17 protein-coding genes are annotated in these 21,603 nt (G+C 59.5%); 14 read left to right on the top strand and 3 right to left on the bottom strand.

What is annotated here, in order from left to right; translation table 11 throughout:
• Positions 1-63: 63 nt before the first annotated feature.
• Genes dnaJ through rsgA form a run of 3 tightly spaced genes read left to right on the top strand, consistent with a single transcriptional unit; the run spans position 64 to position 2,587 of the window.
• Positions 64-1,191, top strand: coding sequence for a molecular chaperone DnaJ (dnaJ, locus tag GFS31_RS09950; RefSeq protein ID WP_198804696.1), 1,128 nt, complete (start codon positions 64-66; stop codon positions 1,189-1,191).
• Positions 1,192-1,196: 5 nt separating this feature from the next.
• Positions 1,197-1,454, top strand: a complete 258-nt coding sequence (locus GFS31_RS09945; protein WP_198804695.1) for a sulfurtransferase TusA family protein — start codon at positions 1,197-1,199, stop codon at positions 1,452-1,454.
• Positions 1,451-2,587, top strand: coding sequence for a small ribosomal subunit biogenesis GTPase RsgA (gene rsgA, locus GFS31_RS09940; RefSeq protein WP_225907364.1), 1,137 nt, complete (start codon positions 1,451-1,453; stop codon positions 2,585-2,587). Before GFS31_RS09945 ends, rsgA begins: the two co-directional genes overlap by 4 nt.
• A gap of 27 nt (positions 2,588-2,614) precedes the next feature.
• On the opposite strand, the gene GFS31_RS09935 is transcribed toward rsgA, so the two are convergent.
• A complete protein-coding gene (locus GFS31_RS09935; RefSeq protein WP_198804694.1) occupies positions 2,615-6,007 on the bottom strand; it encodes an alpha-mannosidase in 3,393 nt (1,130 codons plus the stop codon).
• A gap of 51 nt (positions 6,008-6,058) precedes the next feature.
• Between GFS31_RS09935 and GFS31_RS09930 the strand changes: the two genes are divergently transcribed.
• The 3 genes from GFS31_RS09930 to GFS31_RS09920 all read left to right on the top strand — a co-directional run bounded on the left by GFS31_RS09930 (position 6,059) and on the right by GFS31_RS09920 (position 10,190).
• The gene (locus tag GFS31_RS09930) at positions 6,059-7,387 is read left to right on the top strand and encodes a hypothetical protein (RefSeq protein WP_198804693.1); all 1,329 of its coding nucleotides are present in this window, start codon (positions 6,059-6,061) and stop codon (positions 7,385-7,387) included.
• A 243-nt stretch (positions 7,388-7,630) separates the two neighbouring features.
• Entirely contained in the window at positions 7,631-7,747 is a 117-nt protein-coding gene (locus tag GFS31_RS09925) for a photosystem II reaction center protein I (RefSeq protein WP_198804692.1), read from the top strand.
• A gap of 172 nt (positions 7,748-7,919) precedes the next feature.
• On the top strand, positions 7,920-10,190 hold the full coding sequence (locus tag GFS31_RS09920; protein ID WP_198804691.1) for a DUF3769 domain-containing protein: 2,271 nt from the start codon (positions 7,920-7,922) through the stop codon (positions 10,188-10,190).
• A gap of 44 nt (positions 10,191-10,234) precedes the next feature.
• Here the strand turns inward: GFS31_RS09920 and GFS31_RS09915 are convergent, their stop codons facing one another.
• Positions 10,235-11,014, bottom strand: a complete 780-nt coding sequence (locus GFS31_RS09915; protein ID WP_198804690.1) for a metallophosphoesterase family protein — start codon at positions 11,012-11,014, stop codon at positions 10,235-10,237.
• Positions 11,015-11,330: 316 nt separating this feature from the next.
• Here GFS31_RS09915 and GFS31_RS09910 point away from each other — a divergent pair, with 316 nt between their 5' ends.
• The 3 genes from GFS31_RS09910 (at position 11,331) to GFS31_RS09900 (ending at position 13,751) form a co-directional block, all read left to right on the top strand.
• Positions 11,331-11,726, top strand: coding sequence for a hypothetical protein (locus tag GFS31_RS09910; protein ID WP_198804689.1), 396 nt, complete (start codon positions 11,331-11,333; stop codon positions 11,724-11,726).
• Between the two features lie 194 nt (positions 11,727-11,920).
• The gene (locus GFS31_RS09905; protein WP_198804688.1) at positions 11,921-13,129 is read left to right on the top strand and encodes a saccharopine dehydrogenase family protein; all 1,209 of its coding nucleotides are present in this window, start codon (positions 11,921-11,923) and stop codon (positions 13,127-13,129) included.
• A 106-nt stretch (positions 13,130-13,235) separates the two neighbouring features.
• Complete coding sequence (locus GFS31_RS09900; protein ID WP_198804687.1) at positions 13,236-13,751, top strand: alpha/beta hydrolase; 516 nt, start codon at positions 13,236-13,238, stop codon at positions 13,749-13,751.
• 74 nt (positions 13,752-13,825) lie between these two features.
• Here the strand turns inward: GFS31_RS09900 and GFS31_RS09895 are convergent, their stop codons facing one another.
• A complete protein-coding gene (locus tag GFS31_RS09895) occupies positions 13,826-14,779 on the bottom strand; it encodes an alpha/beta fold hydrolase (RefSeq protein ID WP_198804686.1) in 954 nt (317 codons plus the stop codon).
• A 336-nt stretch (positions 14,780-15,115) separates the two neighbouring features.
• On the opposite strand from GFS31_RS09895, the gene rpiA reads away from it, so the two are divergent.
• The 5 genes from rpiA to tatC all read left to right on the top strand — a co-directional run bounded on the left by rpiA (position 15,116) and on the right by tatC (position 21,538).
• Positions 15,116-15,826, top strand: a complete 711-nt coding sequence (gene rpiA, locus GFS31_RS09890; RefSeq protein ID WP_225907363.1) for a ribose-5-phosphate isomerase RpiA — start codon at positions 15,116-15,118, stop codon at positions 15,824-15,826.
• An 81-nt stretch (positions 15,827-15,907) separates the two neighbouring features.
• The gene (locus GFS31_RS09885; protein ID WP_263974823.1) at positions 15,908-16,534 is read left to right on the top strand and encodes a class I SAM-dependent methyltransferase; all 627 of its coding nucleotides are present in this window, start codon (positions 15,908-15,910) and stop codon (positions 16,532-16,534) included.
• A gap of 66 nt (positions 16,535-16,600) precedes the next feature.
• The gene (locus GFS31_RS09880) at positions 16,601-19,399 is read left to right on the top strand and encodes a U32 family peptidase (protein WP_198804685.1); all 2,799 of its coding nucleotides are present in this window, start codon (positions 16,601-16,603) and stop codon (positions 19,397-19,399) included.
• A gap of 166 nt (positions 19,400-19,565) precedes the next feature.
• A complete protein-coding gene (locus GFS31_RS09875) occupies positions 19,566-20,609 on the top strand; it encodes a helix-turn-helix domain-containing protein (protein WP_198804684.1) in 1,044 nt (347 codons plus the stop codon).
• A 140-nt stretch (positions 20,610-20,749) separates the two neighbouring features.
• Positions 20,750-21,538 (top strand): twin-arginine translocase subunit TatC, encoded by a 789-nt coding sequence (gene tatC / locus GFS31_RS09870; RefSeq protein WP_198804683.1) that lies wholly within the window; start codon positions 20,750-20,752, stop codon positions 21,536-21,538.
• Positions 21,539-21,603: the final 65 nt, after the last annotated feature.

Raw genomic sequence — 21,603 nt, 5'->3', positions numbered from 1 at the left:
GTCAAAGCTGCTTAATATAGTGCAGACTTGGATATGTTGCTGGAGTTGTCTAGGTAGCCCCCTATGGCCCGTGATTACTATGACCTGCTTGGTGTTTCGCGCAGTGCCGATCAAGACGAGATTAAGCGTGCCTATCGCCGCTTAGCCCGCAAATACCACCCAGACGTCAACAAAGATCCCGGCGCGGAGGAAACCTTCAAGGAAATTAACCGAGCCTACGAAGTGCTGTCTGAGCCAGAGGTACGGGCTCGCTACGACCGCTTTGGTGAGGCTGGGGTGGGCAGTGCCGCCGGGGCTGGCTACCAAGACTTTGGCGACATGGGCGGCTTTGCCGACATTTTCGAGAGCTTCTTCAGCGGGTTCTCTGGCGGTATGGGCCAAGGTGGACCACGCCGTCGTAGCCCCAGCCGAGGCGATGATTTGCGCCTTGACCTGAAGCTGGACTTTAAAGAAGCGGTCTTTGGCGGCGAGAAAGAAATCAAAATTAGCCACCTCGAAACCTGCGGCACCTGTAGCGGCAACGGAGCCAAGCCCGGTACGCGCCCCACCACCTGCGGCACCTGTAGCGGCACAGGCCAAGTGCGGCGGGCCACCCGCACCCCCTTCGGCAGCTTTACCCAAGTCTCGGCTTGCCCCACCTGTGGCGGCACGGGTGAGGTGATCGAAGACCGCTGTGATGTCTGTGGCGGCAGTGGCCAAACCCAGGAAACCAAGAAGCTGAAAATTACGGTGCCCGCTGGGGTAGACAATGGCACCCGGCTACGGGTGTCTGGGGAGGGCGACGCTGGACTGCGGGGTGGCCCATCAGGAGATTTGTACGTCTACCTGTTTGTGACGGAAGATGCCGCCTTTAAGCGGGATGGCATCAACCTTCTGTCTGACCTGCGGGTGAGCTACCTGCAAGCTATTCTGGGCTGCAAAATCCAGGTGGAGACCGTGGATGGCCCCGTGGAGATGGAAATTCCGGCAGGTACACAACCGGGCACCGTGCTAACGCTGGAGGATCGTGGTGTACCCAAGCTGGGGAACCCCGTCAGTCGGGGCAATCATTTGATTACGATTCAGGTGGATATTCCCACCCGCCTCAAGCCCGAAGAGCGGGAGCTGGTCGAAAAGCTGGCGGAAATTCGCGGTGACAAGGTCAACCGGGGCGGCATTGAAGGCTTTTTGGGGGGGTTATTTCGCGGATGAGCAGCATGGATTCCTTCCTCCAAACAACGTCTCCAGTTCCAGACTTTTCCCTGGACTTACGGGGCACTCCCTGTCCCATCAACTTTGTGCGGACTAAGCTCCAGCTTGAAAAGATGGCCCCCGGTGCCCTGCTAGAGGTGTGGCTCGACGCGGGTGAGCCTGTGGAGCAGGTGCCCGACAGCCTCCGCATGGAGGGCTATGCCATTGAAGCCCTGGAGGACTGCGGCGATTACTGCCGACTCCAGGTGCGACGATCCCAGTGAGTCGCACCATAGCCTCCCCCTCGACCGAGCCTGAAACGCCCCTCTGGGGAGTGGTGACGGCGGTGCAGGCCAACTACTATTGGGTGACGCTGGAGCAGGATGCCCACCGGGAAGTACTCCCCTGTCGGGCTTTGCTCTGCATTCGGCGGGCACGATTGAAAAAAATCGGCCAGCGGGTGATGGTGGGCGACCGGGTGCAGGTAGTAGATCCAGACTGGGAAGGGCAGCGGGGAGCCATTGCCGCCGTTGCCCCCCGCCAGACGGTGCTCGACCGACCTCCCATTGCCAATGCGGATCAGGTGCTGCTGCTGTTTGCCCTCGCCGAGCCCGATTTGGATCCCCATCAACTGAGTCGGTTTTTGGTGAAGGCGGAATCCACCGGGCTAAGCGTGTTGCTGTGCTTCAATAAGCAGGACTTAGTGACCGATCACACCCGCCGCCTCTGGCAACATCGGCTGCGCCAGTGGGGCTACGATCCGCTCCTGATTAGCCTCCATCAGGGGGAGGACTGGCTAACGCTTCAGCCTCGGCTCCAGGGCCGGGTGACGGTGGTGTCTGGCCCCTCTGGGGTGGGGAAATCTAGCCTGATTAATCGCCTTATTCCCGCCGCCCATCTCCGCACCAATGCCGTCTCTGGCAAGTTGGGGCGGGGTCGCCACACCACCCGCCATGTGGAACTCTTTCCCCTGCCCCAGGGCGGTCTACTGGCCGACACCCCCGGTTTTAACCAGCCCGACCTCACCCTACATCCTGCCGACCTAGGCTCCTGTTTCCCTGAGATTCGCCGCCGCCTCGCCCAGGATGCCTGTCAGTTTAACGACTGCCTCCATGGCGATGAGCCCGGTTGCGCCGTCGGCAACGACTGGGATCGCTACGATTTGTACAGCACCCTCGTGGCTGAGGCTGAGGCCCTGCAAGCAGCTCAAGCCAGCCGCTCCCCAGACCAAGCCCAGCTCAAACGCAAGGTGGGCGGCCTAGGCGAAATCCACCAGGAACCTATGCTTCAGGCCAAGAAATACCGCCGGGTATCCCGTCGTCGCCAGCGCCAAGCCCTCGAAGACCTCCACTACACCACCACCGACGGGGCCGACTGGGAAGACCTTGATGACGACCGCAGCGATTTAAGATGCTAGTACCTGCTCTACCGTAGCCGACGTAGCCTAATTGGGCAGGGGCGATGGAGACGGTTGCGCCAAGATCAGGCTGATCACCTGCCATGGCCTCACCGCGATGGGTTCAGGCTGATCAGGCGTTGGGGCACCGTTGATCGGCTGCTCTAGCAGGTTCGTGGTTGCCATCGGCAGATCTGCCAAAATTCCAGCTAGGGAAAACTGGGCGGCGATTCCAGCGCTTTCGTAGCCGCGCAGGATGACCTGATGGTTCTGATCCTCCGCGACCTTCAAGGCCGACAGTACCCAGGTGGTCTCCCCGACGTGCAAAAAGCTTCCCGTTTCAGGGCAGTTTTCGGCACCAGCACAGTTTTGTGTCTCAGCCAATGGTTGGCATGGCCGATTGTCCATCGCCACATCTTGAGGCGGAAACCATGGCAGCACGGGCATATTCAGATTACGCGCCTGCCGCACGGTCTTGGATTCCTGCCAGCTTCCGGCATGGGGATAGATGGCGTAGGTAAAGGTCTGCTGCCCTCGGTCGGCGGTGGGGTCGGGCCAGAGGGGCGCTTTTAGTAAGGTCAGCCGGAGTTGATTGGGGGTGGCATCAAAGCCGTGCTTATAGTCCGTAAGGATGCTCACGCCTCGACTCTGCCCCGCTTCATCCCGTTGACTCATATCCGCCCAGCGCAGGGCCGGGACTTCCCACTTCGCCCGTTCCTCCGGCCTTTGGGGATGGGTTGAGCGCTGGATGGCCCCAAAGGGAATTTCGTAGGTGGCCTGATCTGCCGATACCGTCAACGGAAATGCTGCCTTCACCAACACCTGGGTTTCCTGCCAATCCACGGTCGTCCGAATCATGAGGTGGGGCGAGGTGGCATCCAAAACGTAGTCCTGGACAAAGGTGGACTGATTAAAGGTTTTCACCACTCGAATTACCTGCCGACAGGGGCCGTTCTCCGCCCACTGCATCAATTCCAGGCAGAACCCATCGAGGGGATGATCTTGATAATCTGGGGCAATGTTCCAGGCGTCCCAATACTGTCCGGCATCCTTAAATGCCTGAAGCTGATTCCCGGTCGCGCTGAAGGTTTCTGTGCCTGTGGCTTTGTGAATCAGGCTGGCGATTTCTCCGGTTTTGGCATCCAGGGTGGCGCGGAGGTGCAGGTTTTCAAGAATCCAATTTGAGGGAGTGGGGAGTGGGGAGTGGGGAGATGGGAGGTCGGCGGTGATAGGTTTTAACCAAATGACCCGATAGCCAACGGAGGGAATCCTGGAGACCGTCACTAAGACTTTGGCCCTCACTCCCAACCCCTCTTCCGGGGAAGAGAGGGGAGCTAGCAGGGCTAGCTTGGCTGCCCCTGCCTCTTTTGCTGCCTGGAGGAGAGAAAGACTGAGGGACTGAGGGCCGCTCCACTGCGTCAGAAGTTCCTGCCCCGTGCTGTCTAGGGCTTGCCAGTGTTGGTGATCTGCCCATGCGCTTGGTAAAGGAATCTTGGCCACCTCGTCCCGTTCCCAGTTGAGGGGGTTGAACAGCACGACGGGAAGGGCTTGGGCATCGGGGGCGGTCGGTAGGGTGATGGCTTGGGCAATGGTTTCCAACCCCTTCGCGAGAATCCGCTGTCCTGTTTCCAACGCAGCTTGCCAAGTTTCGTTGGCATCGGCAAATACTTCGGGAATGGAAGATCCAGGCAAAATATCGTGAAATTGATTGAAAAGTACCTGTTTCCAGGCCGTTTCTAGCTCGGCTTTGGGATAAGGGCATTTCGTCAGGATGTGGGCGATGGTGCTCCACAGTTCTGCCTGAAAAAGAATGTCTTCGCAGCGGCGGTTGTACTGTTTTTGGTCGCCGTGGGTGGTGTAGCAGCCCCGGTGAAGTTCGAGGTAGAGTTCGTCGTTCCAGGTGGGGAGCGTGGGGGATGGGGGGATGGGGAGAGGGGAGGATGGGGGAGTTACGTCTGTGGAAGTGGTGAGCAAGGAATCTAGCAGCGGTTGGGCGTGGCCGAAGGTGAGGGTGGGAAAGAGGGGGGATTTGGCCCAGCGGCGGGTTTTGAGCAGCATATCGCGGGTGGGGCCACCGCCATGATCGCCCACGCCAGGGAGCCAGAGGGCATCCTGAAACCCGGTATTGGCCTCCCATTGGGCGGCGTATTGGGCAATTTCTGGGGCCTCGATATCCGTGCCAATGGGGGGCAGGGTAACGGCGGTGATGGGAGTACCGTCTAGCCCCTGCCAAACAAAGAGATCGTGGGGAAAGGGGTTGCTGTCATTCCAGCGTAGTTTTTGGGTGGCAAAGTAGCGGACGCCGCCCTGGGTCAGTAATTGCGGCAACTGCCAGGAAAAGCCAAAGGTATCGGGTAGCCAAGCCAGGGCGCTGACGGTGCCAAATTTTTCGGCACAGTAGCGCTGGCCGTAGAGAATTTGCCGCACTAGGGCTTCCCCACCGGGAAGGTTCAAATCGGGCTCTACCCACAGCCCCGCATCAATGGCCCAGCGTCCGGCCTGCACCTGAGTCTGCATCTCGGCAAACAGGTCGGGACGGTGTTCCTCAATCCACGCAAACAGGGCCGGGGTGGAATGGGTAAACGTCAGTTCGGGAAAGTCTTTTTGTAATTTGAGGACAGACTCGAAGGTGCGCTGGGCGGCGTCCCAGGTTTCGGCCACAGGCCACAGCCAAGCCAGATCGAGGTGAGCGTGGCCCACACAATGCACCGTGCGCTGCTTCAGCCAGGGGGTGAACGGGCTCAGCGCCTCCCGCATTTGGTTGAGGGACTGGTGAAATTGAGGCGCATCACCGACCTGATCCCAAGCAATGTTCGCCAGAGCATCTTCCAGAATGCCCAGTTTTTCCGGCGCGAACTGTTTTAGATAGGTCGTCAGTACCGCCAATTCGTCGGCCACAAAGGCGGGCTCTGGGTTGGCTTCATCCTGGGATTCAAACATCAGTTCCGACTTCACCAACGCCCCCTCATCATGGCCAGGGCTAAGGAGTTTCAGCGTCACCTCCACCGATTCGCCGGGGTTTACCGCTGCCGTCAGATCCACCCTTGTCCAGCAGTCAAAAATATCTCCCGTGTGGGCCAGTTTGCCATTAACGTAGATTTCCGCCAGCTCCGCCCACCACCGCAGCGCCAGTTTGGCCGACAAGCCCGCCAGCGGATAGCCGCCCAAATTCTCTGGCCAGGTAAACCGCTGAGACAGCTCCAACCCCCGCCGCCCTCGCTCCCAGGCAATATGCCCCCGTCCATTCACCTCCCCCGGCAACCATTCCATCCTGCCCATGCCAAGTTCGGCTGGTTTACCCTCGGTGTCCGTGGGAGAGGAAACCCCGCCCCTGCGGACATGCCAGGTCGCTTGTACCGTCTGCTGGCTGAGGCCACGGAGCTTCTCCACAGTGCGGTCAATCTGGGATGGGGTAGCTGAAGAATCGTGAGAGAGGGACATGGCTCCGGTATGATCAGGGCAGTCTTCAGTGTACGCAGAGTCGGCAACGCTATGGCTTCTTCGTCGCGCCCGTTTCAAAGCCAGACCGTGTCCCGTTTGTTGGCCGGGTACCGACAGATGGCCCACGGTGCCGAACGTTTGCTGCGTCAGGGAAAAACGGTGCTGCTGTGGGGCGTTCAGGTGATTGCGTTCCCCCTGTATGTGGCGTTTCAGGGGGTGCGCTCTGCGGCCCGCACCCTGGAAACGACAAAGCCTTGGCAACAGGTGGTGGCCTTGCTAACGGGTGAGCCAGCCGTACCGCCAACCCTGACAGCGGATGCCCCGATTCGAGCGCTGCTTTCCCTGACCCAACCCCTAACGGTGCGGGAGGCTGGGGGCTTGTATCCAGAGAATCTCCCTGAAAATGCCGTTGGCGACCTGTTGCGTCAGGCCCGTGTAGATAGCGTGATTGTGGCCGATCCGTGGTCAATAGTGCCGTTGTCAACTCCGGTGTGCGGCTTGGCGTCAGATTTGGCTACCCGTCACTTGGTGCTCGTCACGGCCAATAACGTCATTTTCAACGGCCTCACCGACCTCCAGCGAGAACACCTTCAGCGAGCCATTACCCTGCTGATGGCAGAATATGCAGGCTGGTGTCGGCGGCAGGGCCACAACCGACGGCTTCGGTCTCCCGGTCTTCCTCTACCCCAGGCAACTGAGAATCAATGGCTTCCGGTGCGCTGGGCCAACCAAGCCCTTGCCTGGATGCAGGCCAGCCCCCTCGCCCAAGTGACCAACCTATTTGGTGAAGCCCAAGCGGCACAATGGGAAAACCAGGGGGTCGTAGCTTGGTGGGAACGGGCTATGGCCAGCCCAGGGCAACCTGTCTCATCGGACTTTCCACAGCTAGGGGCGACGTCTGATTGGGGTGCGGCGTTAGCGATGAACCCTTACCCATCCATTCCGGTGCCCTACGGGGTTTCGGCCTGGGCTCCATCCCATGATTGCCGTCGCCTCGGTCATGCTGAAGCCGAGGCATTGGTGGTGGCCGGATCGTCCGCTGTGGCCACCCAACCCTGGGCGACCCGCGAGGTCGTCACCTACCTTAACGAAGATGGCACGGTAGCTAGGGCCAATTGGGCAGGGCATCGCAACGGTGATCGCTGGGCGGGCGGTTTTGACGACACCACTTCACCTACTCTGGGCTGGGGCAACACTGGGGGCGAAGGTGCTGACCTAAAGGGCTTGCCCGGAAACGATGCCATTGAGGCCCAGGTTGCCCTCGTCCACTATGTGGATCATCCCCTGGTGGTGGTGTTGCGCTGGCTCGATGCCCTACTTCACCAGGCCGAGACCTGGCTGCAACGGGCTTGGCAATGGCTGCGGGGGCGTTCAGCCTAGGGCCGATGGATCCTGGACACCGAACCTCAACCCCAAAAACGCCCATCCTAGGCTAGGCCATGGTTGCAGCCAATTCTGGGGCGAAATTTTCACTTTTGGGCCTTGCTTTGGGCGAGGGAAGATTTGGCGTATGATAGACCCAAGTTAAGTTCTGTGTGCGACTTAGGGTTGCGGCAGAGCGGTTGAGAGGCCCAATGGGATGACCTGGGGCTGTTCTAGCTGGCTGTTTGGAGACTTAAAATCATGCTGACTCTAAAAATTGTGGTTTACCTGGTTGTCACCTTCTTCGTGGCGCTGTTTGTATTTGGCTTCCTCAGCGGCGACCCCTCCCGCAACCCCGGTCGCCAAGACCTTGAGTAAGGCCATAACCTGAGGAATCGCAAGGGCTCACGGGGTGTCGGCAGTCGATCCCTCGATGGTCTTGAGGTTTCTGAGGCGCTGATGGGGTAGAAGGAACTCTCGATTGGGTTAACCTATCTCATAGCTTAGAGCCCGCTTGTCGGGCTTTGTTTTTGCGGTGGTTTCCTAGCCCATGCCCCTACCCCTGATTCCGTTGGATTTGCCTCCCATGGCTGGATCCCAGGCCACAGATCCCCCGGCCCTTGTCTCAACGATGTGGGTAGATCAATCCGTTGAGGAGTATGCCCTAGGGATAGACGATGCTATCGCCGAGAGCCTTGAGGTGAGCCCATCTGAATCTGAACGGCCTGAGTCCGGTAGCCCTGAACCGGATGATCCTGAACCTGGCCGTCCTGAGTCCGATAGTCCTGAGCCTGAGAATCCTGAGTTCGGTAGTCCTGAACCTGAGAATCCTGAGTCCGATAGTCCTGAGCCTGAGAATCCTGAGTTCGGTAGTTCTGAACCTGGGAATCCTGAGTCTGATAGTCCTGAGTCTGATAGTCCTGAGTCTGGTGATGGTTTAGATGATCCAGAGGCAGAAGATTCTGATCGGCCACTGCCAGCAGATATCCCTTTCGTCCGTATTTTGGCGGATCAGCAGGCCCTCGATGTGCCGCGCCAGGTGGTAACAGCTAATGGCAATGTGCTGGTGCAGTTTGGGGCCGATCAAATTGCGGCGGAACGAATTTGGATCAACCTCAATAACCGCTACCTGCGAGCGGAGGGGGATGTTTTTTTAAGCCGCAACCGCCAGGTGGTTGAGGGAGATACCGCCACCTACAATTTGCTGCAAGGGGCTGGAAGCCTGACCCAAGCGCGAGGTTCCCTCGAAATTGCGACCCTGGCCGACGACTTCTCAACTGCCTTTCCCAACGATCTATCCACTGACTCAGCGAATCCCATAGAAGATCGGATACAGGGGCAGGGGTCAATTTCCCAAGTCACCAGCCCAGGTGGGATTTCCTTTTCCCTCAATCCGGCAACAACGATGTTTGGGGCCGAGCGCCCTGGCACCGGGCGAATCCGCTTTGAAGCCAGCCAGCTTTCCTTTGATGCCGATGGCTGGTACGGCGAAAACCTCCGTCTCACCAATGATCCCTTTTCGCCCCCAGAACTGGAACTGCGCGGCAATCGGGTCAGCTTTGCCCCCCGCTCCGACAATGAAGACGAGCTGTGCATTGAGAACCCTAGGCTCGTCTTTGACCAACGGCTTAGCCTGCCCCTGGTGCGCCCCTGCTACCAGTTCCAGAATGGCGAATTGCCCGCTAATTTCCTCAATCCCCTGTTGATTAACCTGGGCTACGACAACCGAGATCGAGATGGTCTGTTTATAGATCGAGAGTTCCCCGCCCTGGAGGTAGGGAGATTTCAGGTGTCGGTTGCGCCTCAGTTCTACCTTTCTCGCTGGCTAGGCGAGTCGGGTGGCAATCTGCTAGACCCAGCCAATGTGGGGCTAGTCACTAGGGCTAGGGGCAATCTGGGGCCACGCACCACGGCCTTGGGTTTGGTTAGCCTGTCAGGACTAGACCTGGATAACTTTACTAGCCGCGTTCGGGCCAACCTGCGGGTACAGCAGTTGGTGGGCACCCATCGGCTAAGTGCCGAATATACCTACCGGGATCGGCTGTTTAATGGATCCTTGGGCTTTCAGAACGTGCAGTCTAGCATGGGGCTGCTGCTCGAATCTCCGGTCATCCCCTTGGGAGATACGGGCTTCAATCTGAGCTACCAACTTTCGGGGCAGTATGTCACCGCCAATACCGACCGCCAAGACTTGCTCGGCCCCGGTACCGCTGTGGGGCTTACCAGCCTGTTCCGTGCCCAGGGTGCGGTGGATCTCAGTCGCCGCTTTCTTCTGTGGCAAGGCCAAGCCAAACCCAGTACCGCCACCGAGGGATTGCGCTTTTCCCCACGCCCCCTCGTCCCCTCCCTCGCCCTAACCGCTGGGCTGAGGGGCGTTGCTACCTACTACAGCAGCAACAATGCCCAGGAGTCTTTAGACGCCAGGGTGCGGCTGCTGGGGCAAGTGGGCCACCTGTCGCGCAACTATTTCGACTACACCCAATTCAATCTGGGCTTTGCCCAAGGCTTCATTGGCGGCGATGACTCACCCTTTCTCTTTGACCGCCAGGTAGACCGCAGCATTCTGTCGGGGGGCATTGTCCAGCAGATCTATGGGCCGATTCTTATGGGGTTTCAAACTGCCTTCAACCTCAGCACAGGCCGAGAAATTGACACCAGCTTCAGCTTAGAATATCGGCGGCGCACCTACGGTTTGACCCTTCGATACAGCCCCACTCGCGAAACCGGATTCCTAGGTTTCCGCCTCAGCCAGTTTGATTGGGTGGGGCAGACCGATCCCTTCGACAGCACCACCCCTACTGCCGATCCCCAGGTTCAGTAGTTCCTGCTCAGACAAGCGGCCTCAACGCCAGATGCCGCCGAGCCTCAGTGGGAGATGCGGGAGAGCCGACCCGGCAGCCCCCTCGACCGAGATCGCACTAGGGATGGATCTAGGTAGGTGACGGCTTCTGCGTAGGGACGCACCCGCTGCTGGGTGGTGAACACATTGACCTGATAGACCATTTGGTTGTCCCAATCGAGGGCCGTCAGCCAACCACTGCGGGGATGGTAAACGCCTGTGTCAATGTCTAGCCACCCCTTACCTTCCACCACCTGCCCCGGTGCAATGGAGGGAAAGGTGAACGTGATAGTGTGCCCGGTGATGATGAGCTTATTGGGAAAGTAGGGCTGCGGACTGCGATGGAAAACCTCTCGAATCCAACACATATCGTGGGGGGTTTGCTGGCTGAGGGGAAGGGCCGGATTAACCCCGGCATGGACGAGCCAGAGATTGCCCAAGTCCAGGTAGGAGGGCAGCTTACGGATCCAGTCGAGGTGCTCCTCCAGCAGGTGGGGGTGGGCTTCGTAGCTGTTGAGGGTAGCTTGACCGCCACTGTAAAGCCAGCCCTCTAGGGCGGAGAGTCGGGTGCCGTCCTCCTCACCGCTACCCATGGCGTCTATGAGGAGCTGTTCGTGGTTGCCTCGCACACATCCAGCGGCGTGGTGCCGCACAAACTCCACGACCTCTGCACTGCGCGGCCCCCGGTCAATTAAATCGCCAACAAAATAAACCTGGTCGGCGGCGGTGGGCGCAATTAACCGCCATAGAACTTGCAGACCGCCGTAGTGGCCGTGAATATCGCCAATAATGAGTTGTCGGGGCATACTATCGTTGACAGGAAGGGAGAGCCGACGCCGTCGGTTGCTACGCCCAAAGGCGGCTTGGCCAACCCAGGTTAATCCTCAACTTAATCGGTGATGGATGTAGCGGGGCAGATTCAAACCTTTCCTTTAGAATACGGTAATTTTACTGAAATTGAGCAGAGCAGGCTAACCCTAATTCTGCTCTTGCACCGATTCTATCCTGGTGGTGAGTGGCTTGCTTTCCCAGGTTTTTACAAATAACCGTAACGTTTAGCGTTTTCTCCGCCATAATGGGGGCTACCTTACACAGGCCTCCACTGCGTCCCCTGGTTTGCCCATGCACGCTCCGCTTCAGCCCCCTTCCCGTCGCCCCTCGCCCCGCCGATCCCCGCGCCCGCCCCAGCGCCGCCGCCGCCCGTCTCCCCTCGCCCGACGACTGGCCCGCCACACCCCCATCTTTGAACTCAGCGCCCGCCTAGCGGTAAACGGCGTGTTAACGGTGGCCTCTCTCACCGCCCTCAGCCAACTGGTGCCCTACATCCAAGCCCAGGCGGATCGCCTAGAGCAGGTAAACCAAGCGGTGGAGGCGGCCAGATTGTCCCATGGCCGCCTCAAGGCCGAGTTTGATCGCTACTTTGACCCCACCCAGGCCAGTCGTCTAATCCAAGAATACAGCGGCTACAAGCCTCCCCAAGAGCGGCAAATTGTCTGGACAGAAGCGCCCCGTCGCTAGCTGGATCTGGCCCAGATCGGCGAAGACTTAACCCCAGCTTAAGGTGTTGTTAGGTCGGCGGGGTTAGGCTGGAGAGGGGCGTAGATCTCTGGCTGGGCAAGGACGTTGGGTCTGCCTACGGTCTGGATTCATTTCGAGTACACTGTATCTGCCAGGGGCTACCTCCATACAACCTGGAAGGAGATACAGCAGGAATGACGGCACAGCGCGTTTTAATTATTGGGGCAGGCGGCGTGGGCAATGTGGTGGCCCACAAATGTATACAGAATGAGGCGGTGTTCTCGGAGGTGCTATTGGCCACCCGCACCAAGGCCAAGGCTGACGCCATTGCCGCCCGGATTAACTCGCCCCGCCTGTCTACCGCCCAGGTGGATGCCGACAACGTGGCCGAAACCGTTGAGCTGATTCGCGCCTTTAAGCCCGCCATTTTGATTAACGTGGCCCTGCCCTACCAAGATTTGCACCTGATGGATGCCTGCCTAGAGGCGGGCGTTCACTACCTCGACACCGCCAACTACGAACCCCCCGACGTGGCCAAGTTTGAATATAGCTGGCAGTGGGCCTACCAAGACCGCTTCAAGGAGCGGGGCCTCACCGCTGTGCTGGGCTGCGGGTTTGATCCGGGGGTAACGGGCGTGTTCACCGCCTACGCCGCCAAGCACCACTTCGACGAAATGCACACCCTCGACATTGTGGACTGCAACGCAGGCGACCACGGCAAAGCCTTTGCCACCAACTTCAACCCCGAAATCAACATTCGCGAAATCACCCAGCGGGGCCGCTACTGGGAAAATGGCCAGTGGCACGAAACCGATCCCCTCTCGGTGCATCGCCCGGTCAACTATCCCGACGTTGGCCCCCGCGAATCCTACCTGCTCTTCCACGAAGAACTGGAATCGCTGGTCAAAAACTTCCCCAGCCTGCGCCGCGCCCGGTTTTGGATGACCTTCTCCGAAAATTACCTCACCCACCTGCGGGTGCTAGAAAACGTCGGCATGACCCGGATTGATCCCGTCCTCTACGAAGGCCAAGAAATCGTGCCGCTCCAGTTCCTCAAGGCCGTGTTGCCCGAACCTGCTTCATTGGGCGAAGGCTATTCGGGCCAAACCTCCATCGGTTGTCAAATTCGCGGCCTCAAGGACGGCCAAGAGCGCACCTATTTCATCTACAACAACTGCCACCACGCCGCTTGCTACCAAGAAACCGGAGCCCAGGGCGTGTCCTACACCACGGGCGTTCCGGCCATGCTGGGAGCGGCCATGGTGCTCACCGGAAAGTGGAGTGGTGCCGGGGTGTGGAATGTGGAGCAGTTCGATCCCGATCCCTTCCTGGCCCAGCTTGGCGAATTTGGCCTACCCTGGGTAGAACAGGTGGGATATCCCATCGAGTTTGAGGCCGCTTAGGCAGTTAGGGCTAAGGCCGTGGCTCCTGGGGCTCAAGCTCAGGTCATTATCTTCCCTACCCCAGGGGGGATGACGGCCTGCATAAATCACCAACTGGAACACAGCCATGAAACCCCTGCTCACCCTTGCGCTAACCCTAGCCGCCCTACCCGTGATGGCGGCTTCGGCCTGGGCCGCTGAAGAAGTGCTGCTCACCTATCGGGGTTTTGGCCGCACGGTGCCTATCTCAGAATTAGAAACCCTGGCCGAAACCGGGGAAGCTCCCGGCACTCTGGGAGGGCTGCTCCGACAAGTCGGGCAAAATCCCCAGGAATTGCAGCAGGTGATCACCCGCCCCATTGCTGTGGATGGGTTGACGCTGGATCGGGTGCTCAACAGCTTTGTGGGGGAGTGGATGCTGGATCAGGTAGGAGTGGCCATTCGCCCCCCGGCTGGAGACGCTGGGCGGCAAGCACTGCGTTCGGCCCTGGTGCTGTCGGCCTTGGATGACAACGAAATCACCCTGCTGGAGGTGCTCCAAAACTATCCCACCCAAACCGTTGTGGTGGATGGGGTGCAAATCCAAGCCGCCTACAATCGCCTCGCCACTTTCCTACGGCCCCTCTCCCGCATCCTGCGCTAGCTTGCCCCGGCTCTAGCACCAACGCTCAACTCGGCCAAATCCTCTGCGCCGATCCGGCTCAACCAAACCGGGCGCTAGGTGGCCCACTGCGTCACCACCTGGTTAAACGTGTCGGGATCTTCGTCGTAGAGACAGTGACCCACATCGGGCAAAAACTGAAGCTGAATTTGAGGGCTGAGATCCGCTAAACCGTCCGCCAACCGGGAAGGAATCACCCGATCCTGCTGACCCCACAAAATCAGCGTGGGCTGGGTGAGGTTAGCCAGCATGCCCTTCACCGAGGGGCTAAAGCCAGGGTCGCTGCGGGCATTCACCAAATAGCACAGGGTACGGGCCGCGCCCCGCTGTTGGGGCGGCAGGGCAAAGGTGTCGATCAGTTCCTCGTCTACCTTTTCTGGGTGGATGTAAATGCCGCGCAAGGCCCGTTCTAAAAATTTCCGTCGCCGCACCACCCGGAACAGGGGGCGCAGCAATAACGGGGACGCCACCAGGCTCTCCACCGTGCGGGCCAAATCCGCCACCCAGTCCGCCACCAAATCTTCACGGGAGGCCGGGGTGGGCACCGTAACCATCAACAACTGCCGTACCCAATCAGGGTGACGGCGAGCCATCGTCAACGCCACCAACGCCCCCAGAGAATGCCCCACCAAGTTGACGGGCTGGCCGATCACCTGTTGGATGAAATCCGCCCCCTGCTCGGCCCACAGGGTTGCCCCGTAGTTTGCCGCCGCCTTTTCGGCATCGCCAAAACCCAGTAGGTCAATAGCATAGACCGGAGCCACCGCACTCAACACGGGCAGGTTATGTCGCCACTGGTTGAGGTTCGCCCCAAAGCCATGAATCAACAAAATCGGTGCCTTGGCGCAACGCTTCGCATCTAACGAACCCTCTGAGTCCCCCGACGGGCCAGGATGAAACCAATAGCGCACCCGCCAGCCCCGCCAATGCCAAATCCGCTGATGGCCCGCCTCCGCCAACGCCCCCGGACGCGCTCCTAAAAATACTGATTCCGTTACCGATTTCGTCATGGATTGTGTCATCAATTGCGGTCTACTATCCCTGGCCATTGCCCATCTGCCCTGCATGACGGGTTGATCATTCCCATCAACAGCCCTATCAGCAGCTTAGCAAGCTCAAGCGAAGGAAAATCAGCCCAGATCAGGTTATGCCCGTGCTCTCGATTGCTTGGCCCTCATCCCTAGAGAATTGCTCACGATCAAGGGAGTCCCCAAATCGCTCAAAGCCCCTCTCCTAAGCTTGGGAGAGGGGTTTGGGGAGAGGGCAACTCCGAAGGCTATGCAGAGAACCCGGTTTAGGTCATGCTAGATACCGATATTGGGTAGACAACCGAAGGAGAGAACCCCATGGCAGCAGAAATGGATCCTGTGAAGTTGATGAAGCAGGAAGTGGGACGGCAGGCGGCGGCGCGGGTGCAGTCCAATACTGTGGTGGGTCTGGGTACGGGGTCTACCACGGCCTTTGCGATTCAGTTCATTGGCGAGCGGCTGGCCAAGGGCGAAATCAGCAATATTAAAGGGGTGCCCACCTCCTTCCAGGCGTCGGTGCTGGCCAAGCAGTACGGCATTCCCCTCACCACCCTGGACGAAATCGACGGCATCGACATCGCCATTGATGGGGCTGACGAAGTAGACCCGACCATGAACCTGGTGAAGGGCGGCGGCGCAGCTCACACCCGCGAAAAGATTGTGGATGGGCTGGCTAAGGAATTCATCGTGGTGGTGGATAGCTCCAAACTGGTGGACAAACTCGGCACCACCTTTGCTCTGCCCGTGGAGGTGCTGCCCCTGGCCGTTACCCCCGTCAGCAAAGCCCTAGAAGCCCTCGGCGGCAAACCCGAACTGCGGATGGGCATCAAAAAAGATGGCCCCGTCATCACCGACCAGGGCAACATGATTTTGGATGTCAAGTTCACCGCCATCGACGACCCCGCTGGCCTGGAAAAAACCATCAACAACATCCCTGGCGTGTTGGATAACGGCCTGTTCGTCGGCCTCGCCACCGAAGTTCTCATCGGCGAAGTGAAAGACGGCCAAGCCAGCGTCCGCAAGCTGTAGCCCCGATCTAAATTCCAACCGTAGGGGCGGGGTCTCCCCGTCCCCAACCCTTCGGCTCCTCACCCAGGAAATCTACTAGGATTGAGGAGATTTCCCCCAGCCACCACCCAGGTCAACGCCATGTGGGACGACCGCTACAACCGACCGGACTACTTCTACGGCAAACAGCCCAACGACTTTGTGCGTCAGGTTTGCCCGCAAATCCCCAGGGGCAAAATCCTCTGTTTGGCCGAGGGCGAGGGGCGCAATGCAGTGTATCTGGCCCAGCAAGGCTATCGGGTCACTGCGGTGGATGCCTCGGAAGTCGGTATTGCCAAGGCCCAACGGCTGGCGGCAGAACATGGCGTCCCGCTGCAAACCCTCGTGGCCGACCTGGCGGAGTTTGAAATTCAGCCCCAAAGTTGGGACGGCATTGTTTCCATCTTTTGCCATCTGCCCCCGCCCCTACGCGCTCAGATACATCAACGAGTGGTAGAAGGGCTGCGGCCCGGTGGGGTATTCGTGCTAGAAGCCTACACCCCGGCCCAGCTCACCTTCAAAACCGGAGGGCCACCCACCGCCGACCTGATGATGGACTGGCCCACCCTTCAGCAAGAACTAGCGGGGCTGACCTTCAAAATTGGCCAAGAACTGGAGCGGGACATCCACGAAGGCATTGGCCACCGGGGCCGTAGTGCGGTGGTACAGGTCTTGGCGGTGAAGCCCTAGACTGGGGAGGGAGCCTTGTTTCCCCCTACGTTTCTGAATGATGGGCCGTGCCCGTCCTACGCTGCCATGTCTCTTTCCCTGCCGACCGATCCTGCCTCCAGCCCTGCTTCTCAGACGGGATTGATCCCTGACAACATCCCTACGCCAGAGCGTTCTGAAATCCCTCTGAAACGCCCGGAATTGCTGGCTCCGGCGGGGCAGTGGGATTGCGCTAAGGCGGCGGTGGAAAATGGGGCCGATGCCATTTACTTTGGCCTAGATCGGTTTAATGCGCGGATGCGGGCCGAAAACTTTACCGAGGCCGATCTGCCCGATTTGATGGCCTTTTTGCACCGTCGCGGTGTGAAGGGCTATGTGACCCTCAATACCCTGGTGTTTCCGGCGGAACTGGCGGAGGCGGAGCAGTACCTCAAAACCATCATCGCCGCCGGGGTGGATGCGGTGATTGTGCAGGATGTGGGCCTCTGTCGGCTGATTCGACACCTGTCACCGGATTTTCCCATCCATGCCTCTACCCAGATGACCGTGACCAGTGCGGCGGGGGTGGCCTTTGCGAAGGAATTGGGCTGTCAACTGGTGGTGCTGGCGCGGGAATGCTCCATCAAAGACATCCAAAGCATTCAGGATCACCTGCGGGATCAGGCCATCGCTATGCCCCTGGAAGTGTTTGTTCACGGGGCGCTGTGTGTGGCCTATTCCGGCCAGTGTTTGACGAGCGAAGCCCTGGGCGGACGGTCGGCGAACCGGGGGGAATGTGCCCAAGCCTGCCGCATGGCCTACGACCTGGTTGCCGATGGCGAAACGGTGGATTTGGGCGACCGTCAATACCTGCTCAGTCCCCAGGATTTGTCGGGGTTGGACGTGCTGCCTGCCCTGGGCGAAGTGGGGGTTCACTGCCTCAAAATTGAGGGTCGCCTGAAAACGCCGGAATATGTGGCCAACGTCACCCGCATTTACCGTCGCGCCATTGATGCGGCGTTTTCTAGCATCACTAACGAATTCCAGCAAGGGAGTATTCAGCTAGATCGGGGGCAAGAGACTGAGGGACGAGCGGCCAAGGCTGGGGATCCCCCTAAATCCCCCTTGGTAAGGGGGACTTTGAATCAGCCTCATTCCCCCCTTACTAAGGGGGGCAGGGGGGATCTTGCGCAGGCTGATGCGGAGGATCGCTATCAGTTGGAAATGGCCTTTTCCCGTGGGCTGTATACGGGCTGGTTTGAAGGTATTGATAACCAGGCGCTCGTTCACGGACGGTTTGGCAAAAAGCGGGGGGTGTACCTCGGTCGGGTCAGCCGCATTGCTGGGGGGCGAGTGTTTCTAACGCCCGAAGCGCCTCTAAAAGCCGGGGATGGCGTGGTGTTTGACCAAGGCAAGCCCGCCGCCCAGGAGGAAGGGGGCCGCATTTACCAGGTCATCCCTAAGGGCGAGGAGGTGGCCCTAGAATTTGGCCGACAGGCGGTGAATTTCAACCGCATTCGGGTGGGAGATTGGCTCTGGAAGACCAGCGACCCTGCCCTAGACAAGGAACTGCGCCAAACCTACGCCGGAGATACCCCCAAATTTCAGCGCCCCATTGCCGTGACCGTTCAAGGGGAAGTGGATCACCCCTTGGTGTTGACCGCCCAGGATGAGGTCGGCCACATCGCCCAGGTGGAGTCTGCCATGCCATTGGTCGCTGCCGAAACCAATCCCCTCACCACGGAACGATTGGAACAACAGTTGGGCCGACTGGGCAACACTCCTTTCCGCCTAGGTTCCCTCGACAATCGACTTAGCGGCTCCGTCATGCTGCCCGTCAGCGAACTCAACCGCCTCCGCCGCGCCATCGTCGAAACCCTGGATGCCCAACGCGCCCAACCCCGCCGCTGGCAACTTTCGCCCCAAGCCAAGCTCACGGACTTACTCCCGACTCCCGATGCGTTGGGGACGGGGGAACCCCGCCCCTACCCGACTCCCGACTCCCGACTCCCGATTCCCGATTCCCCAACCCTCACCGTCCTCGTCCGCACCCAGGCTCAACTCGAAGCCGTCCTAGAGTCCGGCATTGACACCATCTACTGCGAATGGGAAAACCCCGCCACCTATCGCGCCACAGTGCAGTGGTTCCGGGCCAATCGTCGCCACAAAAACCAAACCCTGTGGGTGGCTCCGCCGCGCATCACCAAGCCCCGCGAAACCTACATTTTGGAGCAGGTGAAACGCTCGGAGGCCGATGGTTATCTGGTGCGAAATTACGATCACCTGGCCTACTTTGCCGATCAGCGCTGCGTTGGGGATTTTTCCCTCAACGTGGCCAACGCCCTCACGGCGGATTACTTCATCCAGCGCTACGGCATGGAACGGGTGACGGCCTCCTACGACCTCAACGCCGACCAACTGGGGGATTTGCTGCAATCGGCCCCGCCCCAGTGGTTTGAGATCACCCTGCATCAGCACATGCCGATGTTCCACATGGAGCACTGCGTGTTCTGTGCCTTTTTGTCTGACGGCAAGGATTTTCGGGACTGTGGCCGTCCCTGCGAAAGCCATGGGGTGAAACTGCGGGATCGGGTGGGCACCGAGCACATCCTCCAGGCCGATGCCGGATGCCGCAATACCCTGTTCAACGGCGTGGCCCAAACCGGGGCAGAATACGCCCAGCGGTTGATTTCCCTGGGGGCGCACACCCTGCGGCTAGAATTTCTCAACGAAACCCCGGCCCAGGTCAGCCGTACCATTCAGCAATATCAGCAGCTTTTGGACGGCCACATCACAGGCACCCAACTCTGGCGCAGCCTGAAGCTGGAAAGCAAGCTGGGCGTCACCCGTGGGCCAATGGATTCCGGCTCTTCCCCTAGCCGCAAGGGGGGCAAAAGCGGTCGTTAGGTGGGAATCGCGATGCCCTGCCCCTAGGGCGTGAGATATGAGGTCATGGGGTGGTGAAGGGGCAGAATCTGGGGTAATGCTAGCCAAATCCCGCCATCCCTGGCCGCCATCCATTAAAATAACTTCGTTTAGATTCATTAACCATCACCGAGTTCAGTGAGGTCGCGTGGCAAACTTAGCGCCTATCCAGGTTGAGCAACTGCAACGCATCGGGGATTATCTCCGCCAAGTGCGGCAAGAGCAAGGACTGTCCCTAGACATCCTGGCTAACCAAATCTTCATTCGCCCCGCCCTGCTGCAAGCCCTGGAAACTGGGCGCGAGGATCAACTCCCAGAGCCCGTCTTTATCCAGGGCTTCATCCGTCGCTATGCCGAGGCGCTAGGGCTAGATGGCAAGGCCATTTCCCAGGAATTTGTGGTGACGCCGCCGCCCATGATGACGGACTCCAGTGCGGCCACTCCGGCGATGAGCTATGGTGTTGCGGCCCCTGCTCCGGTGGCCAAACCTGCGCCCCAGCCTCAGTCCACTCCGGCTCCCACGGTAGTGCAAACGCCCGCCCCCGCAACCGTCGAAAAGCCTGTTGTGGCCCCTGAGCCCATTCCTGCCCCTACCCCGATTCCTGCCCCTGAGCCTGTCCCCTCGGCAGCGTCCATGGCGGCGGCTTCCCAACCTGCTAAGGCTCCGACCTCCACGGTGCAAAACGCGCCTCTATCTACTTCCCTGCCACCGATGGCCCCGCTGCCGGATCGACGGGGCGGCTTTCCCCTCTGGCTGCTGATGGTGGGAGCCATTTTGCTGATTGGTGGCGGCATTGGCATGGTGTTGGGCCGAGGCCAAGCCCCCCAAACCGCTGAAGCGCCCACCGAGGAAGTCACGCCAGCGGAACCCGAAACCCCCGTGATTCCTGAGCCTGAACCTGAGCCTGAACCCGTGGCCCTAGAGGCTCCCATTGTGGTGGCGGTTCAACTCACTGAGCGCTCCTGGTTGAGTGTGGTGGCCGATGGTCGCACGGTCTACGAAGGCACCTCCGAGAGTGGCTATGAGGAAACCTGGACGGCCCAAAATTCCCTGGTCTTTACCACAGGCAATGCGGGCGGCGTGTCCTTCTCCTTTAACGGCGAGGATCCGGTGGTGCTGGGCAACTCTGGGGCGGTGCGTACCCTGCGGCTTAACCCCAATTCCAACGCCGCCGAACTCGCTACCCCCTAGGGAAAAATCGCTGTCTAGCAGGGTTGCCCTGGTCTAGCACTCCCCTAGGTTCCTTGGAACATCCCGCTACAATAAAAAGCACCAAAGAAGCACAGAACGCACCGTAACCGCCCCTTTCTCCCTGGGACATTGCCGCCGCCATGACGCCGCCCACCGATCTTGACACCGCCATTCCCCAGCAAAGCCGCCTCAACGGGGCCACTGCTGAGGCTGACCTGGACGAAGCGCCCTACGATGTGGAAATGTCGCTGTTCGACCATTTGGAAGAACTGCGGATGCGGATTTTCTACTCGCTGATTGCGGTGCTGGTGGGCATTGTGGCTTGTTTCTGGCAGGTCAACCGCATCGTTAGCTTGCTGGAAATTCCTGCCCAGGGGGTTAAGTTTCTCCAGTTGTCGCCGGGGGAATATTTCTTCGTCTCCCTCAAGGTGGCGGGCTACAGCGGCCTAGTTATCGCCAGTCCCTTCATCCTCTACCAAGTGGTGATGTTTGTGCTGCCCGGTCTCACCCGTCGGGAACGCCGCCTTGTGGGGCCGATGGTGCTGGGTTCTAGCGTCCTGTTCTTTGCGGGATTGTTCTTCGCCTACTTCGCCCTCATTCCCGCCGCCCTCAACTTTTTCATCAGCTACGGGGCCGACGTGGTGGAGCAGCTATGGTCCATCGACCGCTATTTTGAATTTGTGCTGCTGCTGCTGTTTAGTACGGGGCTGGCGTTTCAAATTCCCGTTTTGCAACTGCTGCTGGGGCTGTTGGGCATTGTCAACTCGAAGCAAATGCTCTCTGGCTGGCGCTACGTACTGCTGGGGGCCGCTGTGCTGGGGGCCGTGCTCACGCCATCGACCGACCCCGTTACCCAAAGTTTGCTAGGCGGGGCCGTGCTGTTCCTCTACTTTGGCGGCATTTTCCTGGTCAAGGCCATTGGCCGCTAGGGACACCCTGCGATGCTACAGCGACCGATACCTCAGCGACCGATGCAACTCGCTCAGCAACCGTT

Origin of the sequence: Leptolyngbya sp. BL0902, assembly GCF_016403105.1 — a bacterium.
Classification (GTDB): domain Bacteria; phylum Cyanobacteriota; class Cyanobacteriia; order Phormidesmidales; family Phormidesmidaceae; genus Nodosilinea.
This window is presented reverse-complemented; position numbering and strand designations above follow the sequence as displayed.

Excerpts from the sequence above, each read along its gene's own strand:
- GFS31_RS09880 (WP_198804685.1), top strand. The coding sequence starts at position 16,601 with ATGTCTCTTTCCCTGCCGACCGATCCTGCCTCCAGCCCTGCTTCTCAG.
- GFS31_RS09935 (WP_198804694.1), bottom strand. The coding sequence starts at position 6,007 with ATGTCCCTCTCTCACGATTCTTCAGCTACCCCATCCCAGATTGACCGC.
- rpiA (WP_225907363.1), top strand. The coding sequence starts at position 15,116 with ATGGCAGCAGAAATGGATCCTGTGAAGTTGATGAAGCAGGAAGTGGGA.
- GFS31_RS09910 (WP_198804689.1), top strand. The coding sequence starts at position 11,331 with ATGCACGCTCCGCTTCAGCCCCCTTCCCGTCGCCCCTCGCCCCGCCGA.
- dnaJ (WP_198804696.1), top strand. The coding sequence starts at position 64 with ATGGCCCGTGATTACTATGACCTGCTTGGTGTTTCGCGCAGTGCCGAT.
- GFS31_RS09900 (WP_198804687.1), top strand. The coding sequence starts at position 13,236 with ATGAAACCCCTGCTCACCCTTGCGCTAACCCTAGCCGCCCTACCCGTG.
- GFS31_RS09930 (WP_198804693.1), top strand. The coding sequence starts at position 6,059 with ATGGCTTCTTCGTCGCGCCCGTTTCAAAGCCAGACCGTGTCCCGTTTG.
- GFS31_RS09920 (WP_198804691.1), top strand. The coding sequence starts at position 7,920 with ATGCCCCTACCCCTGATTCCGTTGGATTTGCCTCCCATGGCTGGATCC.
- GFS31_RS09925 (WP_198804692.1), top strand. The coding sequence starts at position 7,631 with ATGCTGACTCTAAAAATTGTGGTTTACCTGGTTGTCACCTTCTTCGTG.
- tatC (WP_198804683.1), top strand. The coding sequence starts at position 20,750 with ATGACGCCGCCCACCGATCTTGACACCGCCATTCCCCAGCAAAGCCGC.
- GFS31_RS09905 (WP_198804688.1), top strand. The coding sequence starts at position 11,921 with ATGACGGCACAGCGCGTTTTAATTATTGGGGCAGGCGGCGTGGGCAAT.
- GFS31_RS09945 (WP_198804695.1), top strand. The coding sequence starts at position 1,197 with ATGGATTCCTTCCTCCAAACAACGTCTCCAGTTCCAGACTTTTCCCTG.
- GFS31_RS09895 (WP_198804686.1), bottom strand. The coding sequence starts at position 14,779 with ATGACGAAATCGGTAACGGAATCAGTATTTTTAGGAGCGCGTCCGGGG.
- GFS31_RS09915 (WP_198804690.1), bottom strand. The coding sequence starts at position 11,014 with ATGCCCCGACAACTCATTATTGGCGATATTCACGGCCACTACGGCGGT.